Source organism: Paenibacillus sp. FSL A5-0031, from assembly GCF_001956295.1.
GTDB lineage: Bacteria > Bacillota > Bacilli > Paenibacillales > Paenibacillaceae > Pristimantibacillus.
In genome coordinates this window covers 303,264-321,401 of record NZ_MRTD01000004.1, presented here as the reverse complement: position 1 = coordinate 321,401, position 18,138 = coordinate 303,264, and the positions used below count along the sequence as shown (strand labels likewise).

General features: G+C 45.1%; 12 protein-coding genes. 10 read left to right on the top strand and 2 right to left on the bottom strand.

Going from position 1 to position 18,138, the window contains the following annotated elements:
* Positions 1 to 97: 97 nt before the first annotated feature.
* Both BK120_RS09800 and BK120_RS09795 read left to right on the top strand, forming a co-directional pair.
* On the top strand, positions 98 to 604 hold the full coding sequence (locus BK120_RS09800; protein WP_076267296.1) for a YfiT family bacillithiol transferase: 507 nt from the start codon (positions 98 to 100) through the stop codon (positions 602 to 604).
* Positions 605 to 621: 17 nt separating this feature from the next.
* On the top strand, positions 622 to 1,461 hold the full coding sequence (locus BK120_RS09795; RefSeq protein WP_076267295.1) for an SDR family oxidoreductase: 840 nt from the start codon (positions 622 to 624) through the stop codon (positions 1,459 to 1,461).
* A 56-nt stretch (positions 1,462 to 1,517) separates the two neighbouring features.
* Here the strand turns inward: BK120_RS09795 and BK120_RS35905 are convergent, their stop codons facing one another.
* Positions 1,518 to 3,779: a fibronectin type III domain-containing protein gene (locus tag BK120_RS35905; RefSeq protein WP_083681811.1), complete on the bottom strand. Its 2,262-nt coding sequence runs from the start codon at positions 3,777 to 3,779 to the stop codon at positions 1,518 to 1,520.
* A gap of 439 nt (positions 3,780 to 4,218) precedes the next feature.
* Between BK120_RS35905 and BK120_RS09760 the strand changes: the two genes are divergently transcribed.
* From BK120_RS09760 to BK120_RS09730, 7 genes are all read left to right on the top strand, one after another.
* Positions 4,219 to 5,418 carry an MFS transporter gene (locus BK120_RS09760; protein WP_076267294.1) on the top strand — a complete coding sequence of 400 codons (1,200 nt, stop codon included), beginning with the start codon at positions 4,219 to 4,221 and terminating at the stop codon, positions 5,416 to 5,418.
* Positions 5,419 to 5,668: 250 nt separating this feature from the next.
* Positions 5,669 to 6,994, top strand: a complete 1,326-nt coding sequence (gene murD / locus BK120_RS09755) for a UDP-N-acetylmuramoyl-L-alanine--D-glutamate ligase (protein ID WP_076267293.1) — start codon at positions 5,669 to 5,671, stop codon at positions 6,992 to 6,994.
* Between the two features lie 384 nt (positions 6,995 to 7,378).
* Positions 7,379 to 10,060, top strand: a complete 2,682-nt coding sequence (locus tag BK120_RS09750; protein WP_076267292.1) for an S-layer homology domain-containing protein — start codon at positions 7,379 to 7,381, stop codon at positions 10,058 to 10,060.
* A 268-nt stretch (positions 10,061 to 10,328) separates the two neighbouring features.
* The gene (locus tag BK120_RS09745; RefSeq protein ID WP_076267291.1) at positions 10,329 to 10,829 is read left to right on the top strand and encodes an immunoglobulin-like domain-containing protein; all 501 of its coding nucleotides are present in this window, start codon (positions 10,329 to 10,331) and stop codon (positions 10,827 to 10,829) included.
* A 462-nt stretch (positions 10,830 to 11,291) separates the two neighbouring features.
* A complete protein-coding gene (locus BK120_RS09740; protein WP_076267290.1) occupies positions 11,292 to 14,486 on the top strand; it encodes a fibronectin type III domain-containing protein in 3,195 nt (1,064 codons plus the stop codon).
* 359 nt (positions 14,487 to 14,845) lie between these two features.
* The gene (locus BK120_RS09735; RefSeq protein WP_076267289.1) at positions 14,846 to 15,433 is read left to right on the top strand and encodes a chloramphenicol phosphotransferase CPT family protein; all 588 of its coding nucleotides are present in this window, start codon (positions 14,846 to 14,848) and stop codon (positions 15,431 to 15,433) included.
* A gap of 132 nt (positions 15,434 to 15,565) precedes the next feature.
* The gene (locus BK120_RS09730) at positions 15,566 to 15,967 is read left to right on the top strand and encodes a VOC family protein (RefSeq protein ID WP_076267421.1); all 402 of its coding nucleotides are present in this window, start codon (positions 15,566 to 15,568) and stop codon (positions 15,965 to 15,967) included.
* A 51-nt stretch (positions 15,968 to 16,018) separates the two neighbouring features.
* Here BK120_RS09730 and BK120_RS09725 read toward each other — a convergent pair whose 3' ends face one another.
* The gene (locus tag BK120_RS09725; protein WP_144376722.1) at positions 16,019 to 17,101 is read right to left on the bottom strand and encodes a branched-chain amino acid aminotransferase; all 1,083 of its coding nucleotides are present in this window, start codon (positions 17,099 to 17,101) and stop codon (positions 16,019 to 16,021) included.
* Positions 17,102 to 17,224: 123 nt separating this feature from the next.
* Here BK120_RS09725 and BK120_RS09720 point away from each other — a divergent pair, with 123 nt between their 5' ends.
* A complete protein-coding gene (locus BK120_RS09720) occupies positions 17,225 to 18,121 on the top strand; it encodes a LysR family transcriptional regulator (RefSeq protein ID WP_076267287.1) in 897 nt (298 codons plus the stop codon).
* The last annotated feature ends 17 nt before the right edge of the window (positions 18,122 to 18,138 follow it).

Sequence of the window (18,138 nt, the reverse complement as noted above, 5' to 3'; positions counted from 1 at the left end):
CCAACGAGAAGTGTATTATCACAATGGAGTTCTAATCCTAACCAGATGGAAATCCCTATGTTTATTGAAGGTTAATTAAAGAATGGGGGGCGAGCATATGAATGATTTGCGTTATCCTATTGGGCAATTTAAACTCATACAGCATGTAACGACCGAGCTTCGGCAAAGCTGGATTGAGGATGTGTCGCAAATAGCCCCGATTCTGCGGCACACGGTACAAAATTTAACGTCTGAACAGCTGCTTTTACAATACCGTCCGGGCAGTTGGACCGTCAGGCAGGTTGTTCACCATATGGCTGACAACGATATGAATGCTTTTATTCGTTTCAAGAGAGCGCTAACGGAGGATAATCCCACGGCCAGCTCGTATAGAGAAGATTTATGGGCGGAATTAAGCGATTATGAAACACCGCTCGAAACATCGTTAATTCTCCTAGAATCCATTCATAGTCGGTTTACAGCAATTCTCCGATCTTTGCAATCATTAGATTTTCAACGAACGTTTACAAGTCCAACTCACGGCGCCATGAGTCTTGATGCTGCGCTTCAACGATTCATTTGGCATAATCGGCATCATACTGCACAGATCGCTTCCATATTTTAAAAAAAGGAGAATCAGGCATGAATAAAATTATTGCCATTACAGGCGCCTCATCCGGAATAGGTCTTGCAACAGCATTAAAATTTGCTGAAGAAGGATGGATCGTATACGCTGGAACTCGGCATGCAGAACGTGATCAAACAAAGTATAGCGATCAGCCCAATCTACATTTCATTGAAATGGAAGTAACTAAACCGGAATCATTAGAGCAGGCATTTGAGGTCATTAAGCAAAAACACGGTTATATGGATGTTTTATTTTGCAACGCAGGATTTGGGCTATTACGTGCACTAGGCCAGGCTACTTTCGAGGAAATTCAAGCTGTTTTTGATACGAATGTGTACGGGGTTATGCATACGATTCGTGCGGGTTTGCCACTCCTTCGCAAAGCGAACTCTGGGCATTTGATCGCAACGACGAGCGTAGGCGGATTAGTCGGACAACCATTAAATGAAATTTATTGTGCAAGCAAGTTTGCAGTTGAAGGGTTGTTGGAGAGCTTAGCGACCTATTACAAGCCTGCTTTTAATATTGATGTGACTCTGCTGGAGCCTGGAGCAATTGGGACCCATTTCAACAATACTGTTTTTGCACATATTGAAAAAACAGGCGGTATTCCAGATGATGAATATAAACAAACGTATGACACCATTATTAATACCTTTTCCAAGCGAAACTCCGTTCCTCAAACGTCTGAATCCGTTGCTGATGTTGTGCTTCAGTTAGTAAATATGGAGACGAAGCCGCTGCGCATTCGTACATCCGATAAAGCTGAAGCGTTTGTACATTATAAAGTGAGCAACGATCCTACGGGTCTGGAGGGCATGCTGAATACCCGTAAACTTCAATTAGAAATGTAATATAAGATAGGAATGGACTATGGGTTATTGCGCCCATAGTCCATTTTCTTACTTTACTATTGAAGCCGCCACAAAGATTGCACATTTGGCGGCTCCCAACCAACCAGTGAGGTATGAGGCTGGAGACAAACATAGGAGAGGCCTGCGTAGGTTACTGTACTGCCAGCAACATAGCTTGTTTGAGCAGCCCAAGAAGTTGTTCCACCCGAGCCAGCTGTTGTTGAGGCTTGAAGTACGTTGCTAGCTGCCGACAAATTCCCTGCAGCATCCTTTGCTTTCACTGTAAAGCTGTAGGCTGTGTTTGCTGTAAGACCGCTAACGGTAGCTGTAATTCCAGCAACATTGAGGCTGGAAGATCCATAATAAACGGTGTAACCGGTAACGCCGACATTATCCGTTGATGCTCCCCATGAAAGACTAATGGTAGAAGCTGTAGCACCTGTTGCTTGAAGATTATTTGGGGCAGTTGGCGCTGTAGTATCCGCTGGTTCTGCATTGCCGCATGGACCAATTAATTTCCACACGCTGCTAATATCTGGGCGCTCTCCTTTTGTCCACCATTTAGCTTCGTATTCAGAGCCGTTGTAGGAAGCGCGCTGTCCGCCTGTATAGGCTGTGTCGGTGTTCCATTGCTGTACGGTGCAAACATTTGCTGGGCTTGTAGTAACCGTAATTGGCGTACTTGCACCAGACACATTGCCTGCTGCATCATATGCCTTCACTGTAAAGGTATAGGCAGTGTTAGGGGTTAATCCGCTAATTGCTGCGCTTGTACCCGTTGCATTCACGTTTGTTGTACCGTAAGTCACGGTATAACCGGTTACATTAACGTTATCCGTCGAAGCGTTCCATGCTAAGTCGACACTGGATGCACTTGTACTTGTCGTGCGTAAATTAGCAGGTATTGAAGGTGCTATTACATCCACAACGGGTGCATCAGTTGTTACATTAATCACATTGCTCGCGCCAGAAATATTGCCCGCTGCATCTCTCGCTTTTACAGTAAATGAATACGCTGTGTTAGGTGTCAAACCGCTGATTGTTGTGCTTGTACCTGTAACGGTTGTTGAAGTTGATCCATATGAGAGGATATATCCCGTTACTCCTCGATCATCGGTAGATGCACTCCAAGACAGGCTCGCACTCGTGGACGTTTTGGCGGTTAATTGAAGATTTGCAGGAACTGACGGAGCTGTAACGTCACCTCCACCCGAACCATATTGATCGAGATAGGTACGATGACTCGTAGAAAATAGATTGTTCGTATATTTATCCCAGTTGATAGACCAGGTCATCAATCCTTTTAAATCAGGATAACCAGCGGTATTGCGAAGAACGTAGGTTCCGCCGAAAGGTATACCTTTTATAAGATAATCAAGAGCTTTCTGCACGTTAGCCGGTGTTGTATAACCTCCGCCTGCTGCTTGTGGTGAAGCGGGCAAACCAATGACGATTTGATCTGGACGAAGCGCCGGAAACATATTATTCGGGTTGCCTCCGACTGGAAATCCAACAAGCAGCATTTCAGCCATAGCTACATGGAAGTCAGGCGTACCTTGAGAATAGGCTTTACCATCAAGGCCTAACATGGGACCCGTATTATAATGCTGAACATGCAGGTAATCCAGCTCGTTTCGCAGATCGTAGATGACAGGGAGGTATGCTCCCCAAAGTCCTGTATAGTTTCCTGCTCCACCCTGAACATAGGCCGTTTCCGGTGCCATGGTTAGAAGGAAATCTGGACTATAGCTATTTAATATTTCACGCGTAGCGGAAATTAAATTTACTATTTTTGGAGTGGTAGGGGCTTTGAAGTTGGTGTCTCCTGTGTTAAGGGCAAGAGAGCTGCCTTCAAGGTCAATATCGAGTCCGTCAAATCCATATAAATTAATAATACCCTTCATCGTGTTCACAAATGTTGTTTTGGCCTGAGGTGTAGTAAGCTCCACTGCGCCGTTAGCGCCTCCGATGGATATGAGCACCTTTTGTCCTCTCGCTTTAAGGAAAGCAACATCAGACTGAAACTCGCTAACTGTTGCGTTGTAAGGCGTGAACACCATATTGCCAGTATGTGCGCCACCTGTTGGTTCGGCAAAAGCGACTTGGATCACATCGTAATCCGGAGAAATATCTCTTAAACGAATATTGGTAGAGAAGTTGTCAAAATTATGCCAGTAGCCTACGATTATTTTGTTGCGAGCCGTTGCGGCCTCTACTCTATCCGTACCTAAGGGTAATCCAGTCAATACTAGCAGCGCCGCTAGGGCAGCTAAAAGAGCTTTCATCATTCGTTTCGTTGATCGCGAATAATTTTTCATCGTCAACTATCTCCCTTCTCAATATAAAGCTTCTGACCACTACCTTTTTTGTAAGCGATTACATTCAATCTCTTAAAAACATCACCTCCTAACCGTATAAATGGGATGTACTTAGAGTGTGGCGACAAACCGAGAGGTACAATAGAGTTCGACTCTTCTTGCAATGGAGTAAGAAAACTTGATAGGCAAATAGGAGACTAATTCAAGAGGAAACAACTTTTATTCTGAGGGGGAAAGGAGTAAAAATAAAGGGGGATTTTTCCTGTAGTTTAGGGAGAAAAATCTATCACTTATCGCTGCACCCGGCAATTCTGAATCAGCATAGGCGATTGCGAGAGGCGCTGCCAATGAATGAGCGGTTGTCAGTCTTTACTCTCAGGTATACAATGTGTAAGGAGAAAATCAGAATGATAGTTTTAGTAAAGGGAGTGCAACAGGTTTGTCATCAAGTGCTTTAGCTTCAGCTTCGCCTTCTTTCCATGTTCGTTTAACCACATTGCTTTTAGTTGTTGTAGTAGCCGGTATGAGTCAAGGGCTGCTGCTGCCATTGCTTTCGATTATGCTGGAGGATTCAGGCGTATCGTCAGATATGAACGGGATTAATTCAGCTGCAATGTATATCGGAATTTTTTGCACAATGTTTTTCGTTGAGAAGCCGGTCATGCGTTTTGGGTACAAAAAAGTCATTTTAGTCGGCATTTCATTAGTTACACTTGCTAATCTACTGTTTCCATTTACCCATTCGCTGGCGATATGGTTCGTCTTGCGTTTGCTGGTTGGCGTCGGCGATAGCTCGCTCCATTATGCGACGCAGTTATGGATCGTAAGCTCCAGTCCAGCGGATCGACGGGGGAAATTTATTTCGCTGTACGGTATGGCTTATGGACTCGGCTTCAGTTTAGGGCCGCTGGGCATCAATCTTCTTCCGCTTGGAAGGGCTGTTCCATTCTTAGTGTCCAGTTTATTTTTTGTTACTGTACTGATGCTTGTGCTGCGTATGAAGAATGAAATGCCGGAGCGGGCAGCACGAGGAACAGCGTCTGAGAATCGCTTTGTAAAAACCTACCGCCTCGCGTGGTTTGTCCTTATACCTGGCTTCTTATATGGACTCATGGAAGCTTCTATGAATAGCAACTTTCCGTTGTATGGATTGCGGATCAACCTGAGCCAGCACTGGATTTCGCTTCTGCTTATGGCATTCGGAGTCGGGGCTTTAATTCTTCAGCTGCCGCTTGGCATTTGGAGTGACCGGATCGGCAGGAAGCCGGTTTTGATTGGATGTGCAGTGGTAGGTGCTCTCGTATTTTTCACTATACCTGTGGCTGGAGATAATATCGCGCTGCTCTTTGTATTATTCGCTATTGCTGGCGGAGTGGTTGGATCGTTTTACTCTTTAGGTCTCGCTTATGCAGCTGATATACTGCCTCGGGCGATATTGCCTGCGGCGAATGTTATCGCTTCGATTCACTTTAGTATTGGAAGCATCATGGGCCCGACGCTTGGCGGTTATGGGATTCGTTATGTTTCTGTTCATAGTATTTTTCTGTTTTTAGGTGCGGCCTTCCTTATCTTCGCGCTGCTTGGTTTTGGATTTCGGCCGAAAGCAGCTGAGGTGCCAAAAGTAGAGATTTCTAGCTGAGTGCTAAAGTATGGTTCGTGCATAAGTGCTTCTAGATCTATTTGGGTCGTTTAATTTATATTGAGGGGAATAGGGCTAGTTTCTAGTCCTATTTTTTTTCTCTAGCTTTTGAGGCGCATTCATTGTCAAAAGAAAAAAATTCATCCTTTGTGGACTGATTACTGAGCTGAATGAACGGCTAACGGGCAGGCAGGGTGGTTCCAATATGTGGTATATTTGATTTAATGACATTCTTTAAGCGGAGGTGCTTATGAATCCTGCTTTTGACACCTATATCCAATCGCTGGCTGGCCAGGACGTGACCATCATCGGCGCCGGCGTCAGCAACTCACCGCTGATTCGAATGCTGTGCTCAGCAGGAGCGCACGTCACCGTTCGCGACCGCAATCCGGCCCTGCCCCGGGAGGAGTGGGACGATCTAGGCGCCCGGTTGCGCCTAGGGGAGAATTACCTTGACCGCGTTGGGGGCGATATCGTGTTCCGCACTCCGGGCATGCGCCCAGACCATCCGGCGCTGGACTCGGCCCGCGCTGGCGGCAGCCGTGTGACCAGTGAGATGGAGGAGTTTTTTGCGTTGTGTCCTTGTCCTATTTTCGGCGTGACCGGTTCGGACGGTAAGACCACCACCACATCGTTAATTGCAGACATGCTGGCAAACGGGGGGCGTACAGTTCATCTGGGAGGCAACATTGGCACGCCACTGCTGACGCGCGCGGGCGAGATGTCGCCGCTGGACGTGTGCGCGGTCGAGCTATCCAGCTTTCAGCTGATGGATATGACGCACTCTCCCGATGTGGCGGTCATTACCAACCTCTCGCCCAATCACCTCGACTGGCACCGCGACATGGATGAATATACAGCCGCCAAGCGTCGCCTGCTGGATTTTCAGAGTGCTGACGACCTTGCCGTTCTTAACGGCGACAACCCGGCTACCGCCACACTGCGCGGGCGGGGGCGGACCAAATATTTCGGCGGGCACACGCTCTGCGATGGAGTGATCGATGGTCTGGTACCTATCAGTGACATTCGTTTGCCCGGGTGGTATAACGTGGAAAATGTTATGGCTGCCGTGACCGCCGTGAGGGGGACCGTGCCGGACGAGGCAATCCTGGAGACGGTACGCACATTTGCCGGCGTGGAGCATAGAAACCAATGCGTGGCCACTGTGGACGGCGTACATTACTACAACAATTCAATCGGATCCAGCCCCGCCCGTACCATTGCCACGCTGCACGCGCACGAGAGCCGAGTGCTGCTGATCGCCGGCGGGAGAGATAAGAACGTACCTTTTGACGAGATGGCTAGGCTGCTGCCTAATCATGTCAAGGTGTTGCTGTTGTTCGGCGAAGCGGCCAGTCAAATCGAGGCTGCAGCGCGCAGCGTTCCGAGTTGCCCGCCAATTTTCCGTTGCGAAGGCTTGGCCGAGGCCGTGGCGTATGCGCACAAGCTAGCCGCATCGGGCGACACGGTGCTGCTGAGCCCTGCCTGCACTGCGTTTGACCAATACTGCAACTTTGAAGAACGCGGGCGCCACTTTGTAGAGCTGGTCGGGACGCTGCGTCGTTCGGAGAGATAGGATTGAATAAGACACAGGCGTTTTCCGGGAAATCCTGATTGCCCTCATGTGTAGTAAACGGGAATGGGTAACGTTAGCTCAATAATACAGCGGCAGTTTAGGACTTTTTTTTCCGTCCACGACTGCCGCTGTTTTTTTATAGTTGGGGCCAGTATACAACGAAGCTCCTATGTGAATAGATTTTTTTGCTCCAATCTCTAATGTTAAGAAATTATATCGTTTGCTCCAAAAGCATAGACAGAGCCTTAGCAATCTCTTATTTTAGACATGTGGTCATTTGGGTGGAGCTGTTCAAATCAATCGTAATAGGAGGTCAGCATTAGCGGCATAGCTAACATGATATAGGCAGATGGCAATTATAACATTATAACGGAGGATTATAACATGTTATCTAATAAGTGGGCCAAGCTGGCAGCAGCTTTTATTTTAACAGCAAGCTTTGCAGGGCAAAATATAGCGTTGACAACAACATTCGCAGAAGCCGGCAACCAGTCGGCTGGGACTTCAGGAACTGGAAAATGGATGGCAGGGGAATACCATGCCCATACCTACGTTTCAGATGATGCGCAGCAATCAGTTCAGACGGTGCTCGATCAAGCTTTTGAAACCTATGGGATGGACTGGATGAATTTATCTGATCATCTGAGAAGTTCAAAGCGGGATGATGAAGGAAACTCGCTTCCCTCTCCGATATCATTTAAAGATGCTGTTAATAAATATCAGGTAAACATCATTAGTAAACTAAAAGACGCAGGAAAGTACAAGGATAAAATTATTTTTTCAGGGTTTGAGTGGGATATGCCAACCTACGATCATGTCGGAGCAGGCATATTAGCGGATAGCGAAGAAAGCAGCTTAAAGGCAACGAGCCTTTTTGAATATTTGTATACGGATCGCCCGGAGAGCATGTTTGACCCGGCAGTTGTAGCGGAGTGGAAATTGCAGTACCCTACGCGACCTGCACTAAATGCGGCTACCGCGCGCGATGCTGTGAAGTGGTTGAAAACAAATTATGCAGATTCCAGCTATATGATCATTAATCATCCATCCAGAAAGCTTGTCAATGGCAATGCGATTTTTCGAATTTCAGATATACGTGATTTTAACAATATAGCGCCAAACATCTTTTTTGGGATGGAGGGCATGCCAGGCAATCAGATGGAGCCAGATAGAGCCGGCTTGAATCAAAATAATCCCAAGACCAAGACGTACGGCGGCTCCGACTATATGATTGCTAAGGTTGGCGGGGTGTGGGACGCGCTGCTTGGAGAAGGTCGCCGGTTTTGGAATTTCACCAACTCGGATTCCCATTTCAAAGTATCGCAAGGTCTTTATTCCAGTGGCTACGCGCCGGGTGAATATTCCAAAAATTATACATGGGTAGAAGGCAGCGACATGGCAGCTGTGCTGGACGGCATGCGTTCAGGCAAATCATTTTCGACAACAGGTGATCTAATTAATGAACTAGATTTCACGATTACTAACGGTGCAAACAAAGGCGAAATGGGGCAAAACTTGAAGGTGAAGGATGGCGATGCGCTTAAGCTGACCATTCGTTTCAAAAGCCCGCAGACAAACAATTACGCCGTGATTAAAAGTGAAAACCCAGCAATCAATGACAAATATATTTACCAAAGTGACGTGACAAATGCCGTTAAGGTTGACCACATAGATTTGATAGCCGGTGATGTTACAGGTGAGGTTAAGCCTGGTACGGATGAATACAACAAAGAAACGAATGACTCAACGAAGGTCATTGCCAGATTCACGAGCGAAGACTGGACAACAGACGCGGAAGGCTACAATGTCATCACGTATGATCTCGATCCAACTTACAAAGATCAGTATTTTAGACTAAGAGGCACTAATCTTGGCGAAAATGTAGCTGGCGAAACTGAAAACGGCGAGCCGCTCATTGACGTCAGAACAGAAGACGATACAACGATTGAGGATCTAGATATCCGTTATATGAAACGGTTTAATGAAATTAACGATCGCAACTACAAGGATCTTTGGTTTTATTCGAATCCTATCTTTGTAACGAGTGAGCCAAAAGACGATGGCAACACAGATCCAGGTCCAGGACCGATCGTGACGCCTCCTCCGGCTCCAGCTACTTCTGTAGAAGTAGACTTGGATGCGTCGAAAGGGGCTGATGGCGCAATTAAAGATGTTATCAGCTTTAATGTGCCAGCAGGCGCTGCAGTTGTTAACGGAAAAATAAGCGCTAAGGTTGTAGGGGCGAATGAGGCACCGTCGGCTGGGACGCTTGAGGCGCTTAGTCCGATGGTCGAATTCCAAAGCACAGCAGGCAACCAATTCAACAAACCGGTTGAAATTAACTTCAACTACAAGAAGGATCAAGTCCAATCGGGCAAAAAAGCGGCCATCTATTATTATAACGAGCTGCAAAAGCGTTGGATTTATGTTGGCGGCATTGTCAAAGCAGATGGCACAATTTCAGCAAAGGTGAACCACTTTACTAAATTTGCGGTTTTCCAAGCAGAAGCAAAGCTGTTCTCTGATGCGACAACGCACTGGGTGGCACCATTTGCGGATCGCTTGCTTGGCATGAACGTAATTCAAGGTTTTGAGGATGGGACATTCCATCCAGAAGAGAAGGTTACCCGTGCTGCCTTTGCCAAAATGATCGTGCAAGCTCTGGGACTGCCAGCGGCTTCAGGAGCTGCAGGCTTTGCGGATAACAGCGACATTCCAGCATGGGCTGGAGCTGATGTAGCTGCTGCGGTGCAAGTGGGTATTTTGAAAGGCTACGAGCAAAACGGGAAGATGTTTTTCAAGCCAAATCAAACGATTACACGCGCTGAGATGTCAGTCATGATTGCGAATGCTTTAAAGGCTAACGAGCAGCAGCCAGCAAGTGCGGAAATGGCATTTAAAGACGCAGCTGCTATCCCGGCATGGGCGAAGGACTCCATCAACCGTGCGGTTTCGGAAGGTATTATCACGGGCTATACCGATCTAACGTTCCGTTCGGATCGTGCAGCAAGCCGAGCGGAAGCCGCGGCCATGATTTTCAGGCTGCTTGATTACTTGCATATTTAAATACGAAAGAACCTTCAGCCGCCTATGGAGCCGCTTGAAGGTTCTTTTTTTGTATATTGCAGCGTCATTTGTAGCACGAAATAGCGGTACTCTTAATGGAAGCTTGATTATGTCCATTCTAATATGGATGAGAGTAAGACATTTAAAGCTGCGTTTGGGTTAAACGAGGAGCGATTATTAAACGAACGGGCAGTTTTACGCAACAAAACTGCTGACGAGCTCGTTTTTATGTTGAAACGGATTTATAACAAATGAGGGTGGTTTCTAAATGAAGAAGTTATCTTGTTCATCTGTTCTTACTCTGTGCATCGTACTTTGTCTTATCCTAATAGTCGGATGCTCTAATGCTAATGAAGAGACTAATACAGGAGAAAATACTGATTGGGAACTTACAAAATATAAAACTATCAACGACCTTGAAGGAGTAACGATGTCTGTTAAGAAAGGAACGGTCACCACTACTGAATTGACTGTAGTATTTGATAATAACTCTGGTAAGCAATGTATTTATGGTGAATATTTTTTGTTGGAAAAGAAAATGGAGGGTAGTTGGTATCAAGTCCCTGTTACTATAGATGGTAATTACGGATTTAATAGTATTGGACATGGCTTGGAAACTTTAAATGTTAGCGAATGGACAGTTGATTGGAATTGGCTCTATGGAAGACTGGTTACTGGTGAATACCGAATAGTGAAAGATATACTCGATTTTAGAAAAGCAGGCGACTACGATACTTACTTTTTGGCGGCGGAGTTTACTATCAATTAGCTGTTAGTTTGAAGTTTATTCTAAAAGAGCACATTTTACTTGATATCATTCCCGATGCCGCTCTGGAGAAACCTTCGGAGATTACAAGGAACTCGATCCAAACAACCTGCCGAAACCGACTAGTTACCAAGTCACCTATTACTTACTCGAGTATGAAACACTGGCGACCCAAGCTGCCATTCAAGCTTTGTTCGAATTATTTCAGGATAACCAATTTCTCTAATCAGGAAAGGGGGAGGAAAGCGAAGGCGGCCGAATATTGGTCTCACGTCCGGCGCACGGTCGATCATATTGAGGAATTGTTGAATGAATCTCAATGAGATGTTAAATATCATGCTTGTTTTAGAAAGGCGGGGCAATGCGCTTTCATTTATATATTCAAAACGAGAACTTATATGATATATTATTATTCGAAATGAATAATTTTATAAAATTAGATAGATGAGGAAAAAGGAGGCATTTATGAAAAGATTGCGATTAAAGGCTCAATATTTGCTCATAACAGGTATGCTTGCGCTGCTGTTCGTCCCCCTGTCATCCTATGCGGCGGAACAGAGTGCCGTTAGCGAAAGCGGTTTAACGGAAGTCATTAATGGGATGGGAATAACGGTGTCGTCTCCTGCAAACGGTACTATAGTGGGAAATCAGCTATACATAGGACTTAAAGTTTCTTATACAACGTTTCAAATTGCAAAAGTGACGGCACAGGTTGATGACGTTACTATGAATTTCGTTTCATGCGGGGTAAATTATACCTGCTGGAAGGGAACAATGGATCTTTCTTCTTTACTCAAAGGGGAAAAGTCAGTATTGATTACCGCTTGGGATTCCAAAGGAAACTCAGTCAGCAAGACTATCGATATCATATTCGATGAGAAGCCGGTCCTTCACGTCCAGCAGCTTGCAACAGATTTTACCGGACAGACTCCGAAACTCCACGTTCAGGCAACCTGTACGGATGATGATCTTAATGGTTGTACACTGGAGATATCTTATGGCAGCGAAAAAAGAACTCGAGTAAACAGCATCGATCAACATATAGATTTGGGCGAATATATCGAGCAGGGACTTGATATTTCATTGACGGCTGTAGATTCAAGAAATCAAACCGCTAGTCAGAACTTCTCGGTTTGGTCGGAACATAGCGAGTGGCTTCGCCTGGTCGATACGGTGGACGGCGATATTCTGGATGTCAGCACGGAAAAAATATTATTTGATAACCGTCAAAAAAAGCAGCTGGGTATCAAAGACCGAAAATCCGGTGAAATCATTACCGTTCCCTATGATCTCCCTGTAAACGATGTATTTAAATACGGATTTTTGACTCCCCACGGCGCTGTTATGGCTCTTCAATTAGATAAAGGGATAATAGATGCCCCATCCGCCCTTTATGAGTGGAGAGACGGCAAGCTCGATTCTTTAGGGTATTTCCATTCAAGTTCCGCTTGTGAGCAGGAATATCTTCTTTGCAGTATACACGATGTACCCGTAAACCAAAACTATGCTCTCTACAAAAATAGTGATCTTATTTTACGAAATTTGGTGACAGGAACAAACGAAATTATTCCAATTCCACCGGAAGAACTTATCATGAGATTTTTTCTTACTGGAAATGAGGTCTATTTTGAAACTTACAGTATGAATTGGGAAAATCCTGGAGGGAGCTATAAATACGACAAGGGCACTATTACTCTCTTGGACGATTTCACATCCGAAACCCTCTTATCATCTATAACAGATGGCCATTATACCTTGTTTTGCAAAACCACTAGCTATGATTCACCGTGTTCTTTGGTGCTTCGCGGACCCGATGGCGATCAGGCCATAGGCGAGGTATGGTCGGACGTAAGAGGAATAGATTACCAATTAAATCAAGGTTGGGTAGCTTACAACCGTCCAACAAATAGCGGAGAGCAGCTATGGCTTCGCGCTCCCGACGGCCAAGAGCAGCAGGTTGCAAATTTCCGCACAAGTTACCCATATATAATCGCTTACTTAGCCGAAAACGGTGACGTCGCTTTTTATAACGATAACAAACTGTTTTTTCGTAAATATAAGGCTGACGGAATAAGCGATCCTGTAGAAATCGGAACATCCGAACTGCGGCTGATACGGCTGGACGGGCAAGAATATGGAACGATTGACAATACGTTATTTGCGTTAAAAAAAGAAACGACGGCACCGACGATCGGCAGTGTACAGCCTTCGGATGGCGAGACGGTAACCGTGAATAATCCGGTCTTATCCGCTGTTATTTTGGATCCCGATTCGGGGGTTGATCCCTTTACACTGATAGTCAAAGTCGACGATCAAATTCTGGAATCCAGCTATGACGTGGAGTCTATGACCGTGACCGCACCAGCCTCTGGATTGCAGGATGGTACCCATTCCCTTCTGATTCGTGCTACAGATAAAGAAGGAAATATTGCAGAGCATTCCGGCAGTTTCACTGTCAAGAAATCTGCATGGTCTGTATGGACAGAAGGTAGCAGCTTGAAGGCAGAGAATGTCGGACGGAATTCACTTTCCTTATCCTGGCCGGCTGCCCGGGAGAGCAATGGTTACCAGATATACAGGAACGGGGAACTCCTAGATAAGGTGAACGGAAACGTCCATTCGTTTGATGTAACGATGCTGCAGCCGGATACCAGATACATCTTTAAGGTGGAGTCAGAGCTAACGGACGGCAATTGGTCGACGGATGGACCGTCTATGTCGGTGAGGACGTCAAGTCCATTCTTAGAATGGCTTAACAAGCTTCATGCCGCCTTCGTTGCCGGCAATCCAGCGGACATACAGGACGTGAGAAATCAACTCGATGAAATCGCGGGGCTGGACGATTCGGCCGATCAGTCGCTGATCGATCCCTTATGGAACAAAATCAGCGCCAAGCTGCCGGCATCAGTTGATCAGGCCGAGCTAAAGAGCAGCCTGTTCCGAATCGTCAAGGCTATCGGTTCGTTACGTTACGATCCACAGTTGACCGATATAGAAGCCATTCGGACGAATCCGGAATTCATAGCGGCACTAGAGACGATTGCAGCAGCCGGAGGCCATCCGAATGTATCGATGAACGATTTCCTTATCCTGCTTTTTGGAGACGGAAGTAATGCAGCAGGGATAGAAGGAACAGTCCGCGATATACTGAAGGATATGAAACCGAAGGAACTTGCGGCACTGCTCGCCAATAAGGATCGAATGAATGCAGTCTTAAATAAAGCGCTGGCTGAAGTATTGAATGATAAAAATACGTATGCGCTCAGCGCGGTGCTCTACAAACTTGATGTTAAGCCTAAAGACGTAAGGTCAGTGTTGTATAACTTTCAGGTAAAACTGAAATATGATGTGCCGGCTATTAACGCGTTAATCGTTGCTTTTATCCGTTCTGAAGCAGATGAGACAGTCAAAATCACTGCGAACGGCAAGAAGCACGAATACAAGCTCAAGGTTCTCGATATCGAGCTTCCGCCCATTATTGTGAAATGGACAAAAGTATCTGGGAGCGACGATGTGACCGTGAATTTGAACGGAAAGGTATCCATACCGAATCATGCCGCAAGCGGTACAGCAGTCATACAAGCGTCGCTGTTTAATCCTTACGACGGGAAAGCGAAAGTCATCTTCCAAAAAGAAGTGACGCTGATAAATATCGATTAAATACCAACAGAAAATTAAGGTATTTTCTGAACCATAAAGGAGCTGTCTCAAACTTGAAAACTTTTGAGCAGCTTCTTTTTTATATCGATTACGGATTTTGAGTGGATGTATCTCATTTAGATTGTTGTTGAAATCTTTGAAATTTGGAAAGACACGTTTTCCCTTCAGGAACAAGAGGGATTCAATATAATGATGAAAGTGGTAAGAAAATCGATTTTTAAGTTCAATTTGACGTTACGCTACCAGGCAGGATAGTTCAATCGTTTCTCGAATATTTTCTGAGTTGGATAATTTTATAAACTTTGTGAATATAACATTATCTGAAAGATACGAAAATCTTATATGCGAGGGTGATAAGTTTGAAGCAAGGCATCATTGTGTTGATGAACGGAACTTCAAGTTCAGGAAAGACTAGTATTTCTAATGAACTGATGAATCAGAAAGAGATTCTTTTTCATCATTTATCAATAGATGATTTTATCAAAGATTTTTTTAATAAAAAATTTTCAGATGTTGAACCTGCAATAGAAGTAGATGAGCAAGTTATCGCACAAATCATGTTTGATCCCTTAGTCTCACTGTACTATTCGACAATTAAATTGTTTTCAGAAATGGGTTTGAATGTAATAGTAGATACTGTAATCGAGAATGACAAGTGGTTTAATGAGTGTCTTGATATATTTTTTAATCAGCCTACATTATTTATAGGTGTAATATGCTCGAAAGAAGAACTCATAAGAAGAGAGCAAGCAAGAGGAGATAGAAATATTGGACTAGCAGCTTCACAGTTCAGCAAAGTATATAGCTTTGATGAATATGACCTCGAAGTAAATACGGAAGAGATGAATCCAATAGAATGTGCCGAAAAGATATTAAGCTTTATTAAGTTGGATAAGGAATACTCAGTATTTAAGAATTTAGTTAAAAGAAATGTTAGTGTTTCCTAGATGACGTATCCATCCAATGAATGGTTTTGCTCTTTTGATCTAGCATTATTTTCTTCAAGGAAAAAAGGAAATATAAACAAATAAGCGAATAAAAGTATGGATTACGATGCTATCAAAGGAGTAGAAGCGAAAATGTCTAATCAACTTAGCTCTCTTACCGTATTAATGGTATCCGATTTAGCAAAGTCTCAAAGCTTTTATCGCGATTCGCTTGGTTTTAATGTAACCGATTGGTGGGTAGAGCGCGGCGGCTTGCATGGCGTTGCACTCAAGCTATTTCAAGCGGCCGACCCTTCGGATGTAAGACCGAATCAGCGTCCAGCTGGCGGCGGTTATGCCGTGGATGTACAGGTTTACACAGAAACATGGGCACAATTGGATGCGCTGTACGAGGAGTTCCGCAGCAAAAATGTTATCATTTCCGTGGAACCAATTATTTATGCAGACGGAGGACCATGGAAAGAGTTCATCATCGAGGATCCGGATGGCTACCACTTTGCATTCGGCGGAACAGATGGTAACCCAGGAAACTAAAATAGTAAAGGCTGCCGATCAATGGATTCGGCAGCCTTTTATTAAATTAATCTAGACATTAACAGGAGTAGCCTCTACCATCCAGTCAAATGGATCAGCAATTTTGCCCATTTGAATGCCTGTTAGCGTATCGTAAAGCTTCTTGGAGATTTCGCCAGTCTGGCCTCCATTGATGACGAGAACATCATCCTGCCAGTTCAGTTCTCCAATAGGAGAAATAACAGCAGCTGTACCCGTTCCGAAAGCTTCCTCTAATGCGCCGCTGCGGCCAGCCTCATACAGCTCTTCGATCGTAATCGGACGCTCGACAACTTCAATATTCCAATGACGGAGCATATGAATGATGGAATTGCGAGTCACCCCATCGAGAATACTGCCGTTTAGTGCAGGCGTATGAACAACGCCGTTGATTTTGAAAAAGACGTTCATGCTGCCGACTTCTTCGATATATTTGCGATGTACGCCATCTAGCCAGAGCACTTGCGAATAACCTTTCTCTTTAGCAAGCTCCTGCGCTTTCAGACCAGCAGCGTAGTTGCCAGCAGTCTTCGCCTCGCCTACTCCGCCCTTAACGGAACGAACATATTCGGACTCAACGAAGATTTTTACCGGGTTTACGCCTTCAGTGTAGTAAGCGCCTACCGGCGACATAATGATGATGAATTTATACTCTGTAGACGGTGCTACACCAAGCTGAGGTTGAGTCGCTATGACGAAAGGACGAATATAAAGCGACGTGCTAGGTGCTGTTGGAATCCAGTCCTTATCAACTGAAATAAGCTGTTTTAAAGCTTCAATCGTTGAATCGATATCGAGCTCAGGCACGCTGAGACGCTCGTTAGAGCGATTCATTCGTTGTATGTTTTTTTGAGGTCTGAACAGCAATACGCGACCATCGTCGGTTTTATACGCTTTCAAGCCTTCAAAGATCGTTTGTCCATAATGAAATACTTTAGCTGCAGGGTCTAATACGATCGGTTGGTAAGGCAGAATACGCGGCTTGTGCCAGCCGTTGTCCGTCGAATAATCCATAATAAACATATGGTCGGTAAAATGATTGCCGAACCCAAGCTGGTCCACTTCTGGTTGTTGTTTCTTGTTTTTGGTTAACTCGATTTCCAATGATTGTAGCAAATGGCCCATCTCCCTTTATTGATCGTTAGTTAATTGAATGCTATCACTTCATGCGATATATTTAAAATATCTATTTTATTGAATGTCCATACCTTTAGGGTATGAACGGACGGAGTGATCGAATTGGACATGCGGCAGCTTAAATACTTCTTAACTATAGCACAAGAGGGACAGGTTACGCGCGCTGCAAAGCTGCTTAATATGGAACAGCCGCCTCTTAGCAGGCAATTGAAGCAAATGGAAGAGGAGCTTGGCGTCAAGCTGTTTGAGCGAAACGGCAAAGGGTTGATTTTGACCGATTCAGGAGAGCTGCTTAAGAAGAAGGCGGAGTCGCTGCTCTTGCAATTTGATGAATCCCTCAGAGAAGTAAAGGGGATGGAGGAGGGGGTTCGCGGCGTCCTGTCGATCGGGTCCGTTGTTTCCTGCATTTCCTTATTGCCCAAAAATATTGAGCTGTTCAGAGAAAAATATCCTCAAGTTACGTTTAAAATATCGGAGGGCGATCACTTCTATCTTGGTGAACAGCTGGAGAAGCGGGCCATAGATTTAGTTATCGCTCGGCTGCCGTTTGAGGCACAGAAGCATCCGCAGCAATACTCCATTATGCCGCTGCCATCAGATCCGTTTGTCGCCGTTATTCCAAGCTCATGGACGGAATATGCAGGAAAAGAAGCATTGTGCATGAAGGAGCTTGCCCAGTTTCCGTTTCTTACCTTGAAGACGGATCGAACGACTCGCATGCATGAACAGGTCGTGAACGAGTGCAAACGGCACGGCTTCGTTCCTAATATTATATGCGAATGCTCTAGTGTCGCCATTATTATGTCCCTTATCGCATGCGGTATTGGAGCAACCGTATTTCCGAAATCGGTTATGTCTTCTTTTCCAAGCACCGTCGTCAAAATGCTCAACATTGAGGATGCGGACTTTCAGTCGGGCGTCGGCATTCTGTGGCTGAAGGATCATTATTTGCCCAAGCGCGCACAGCAATTTATTGAAAGCTTTCGTACTGAAATGTAATAAAGGAGGAGACAACA

Coding starts and splice junctions, on each gene's coding strand:
- BK120_RS09800 (WP_076267296.1), top strand. CDS start 98: ATGAATGATTTGCGTTATCCTATTGGGCAATTTAAACTCATACAGCAT.
- BK120_RS09795 (WP_076267295.1), top strand. CDS start 622: ATGAATAAAATTATTGCCATTACAGGCGCCTCATCCGGAATAGGTCTT.
- BK120_RS35905 (WP_083681811.1), bottom strand. CDS start 3,779: ATGAAAAATTATTCGCGATCAACGAAACGAATGATGAAAGCTCTTTTA.
- murD (WP_076267293.1), top strand. CDS start 5,669: ATGAATCCTGCTTTTGACACCTATATCCAATCGCTGGCTGGCCAGGAC.
- BK120_RS09750 (WP_076267292.1), top strand. CDS start 7,379: ATGTTATCTAATAAGTGGGCCAAGCTGGCAGCAGCTTTTATTTTAACA.
- BK120_RS09745 (WP_076267291.1), top strand. CDS start 10,329: ATGAAGAAGTTATCTTGTTCATCTGTTCTTACTCTGTGCATCGTACTT.
- BK120_RS09740 (WP_076267290.1), top strand. CDS start 11,292: ATGAAAAGATTGCGATTAAAGGCTCAATATTTGCTCATAACAGGTATG.
- BK120_RS09730 (WP_076267421.1), top strand. CDS start 15,566: ATGTCTAATCAACTTAGCTCTCTTACCGTATTAATGGTATCCGATTTA.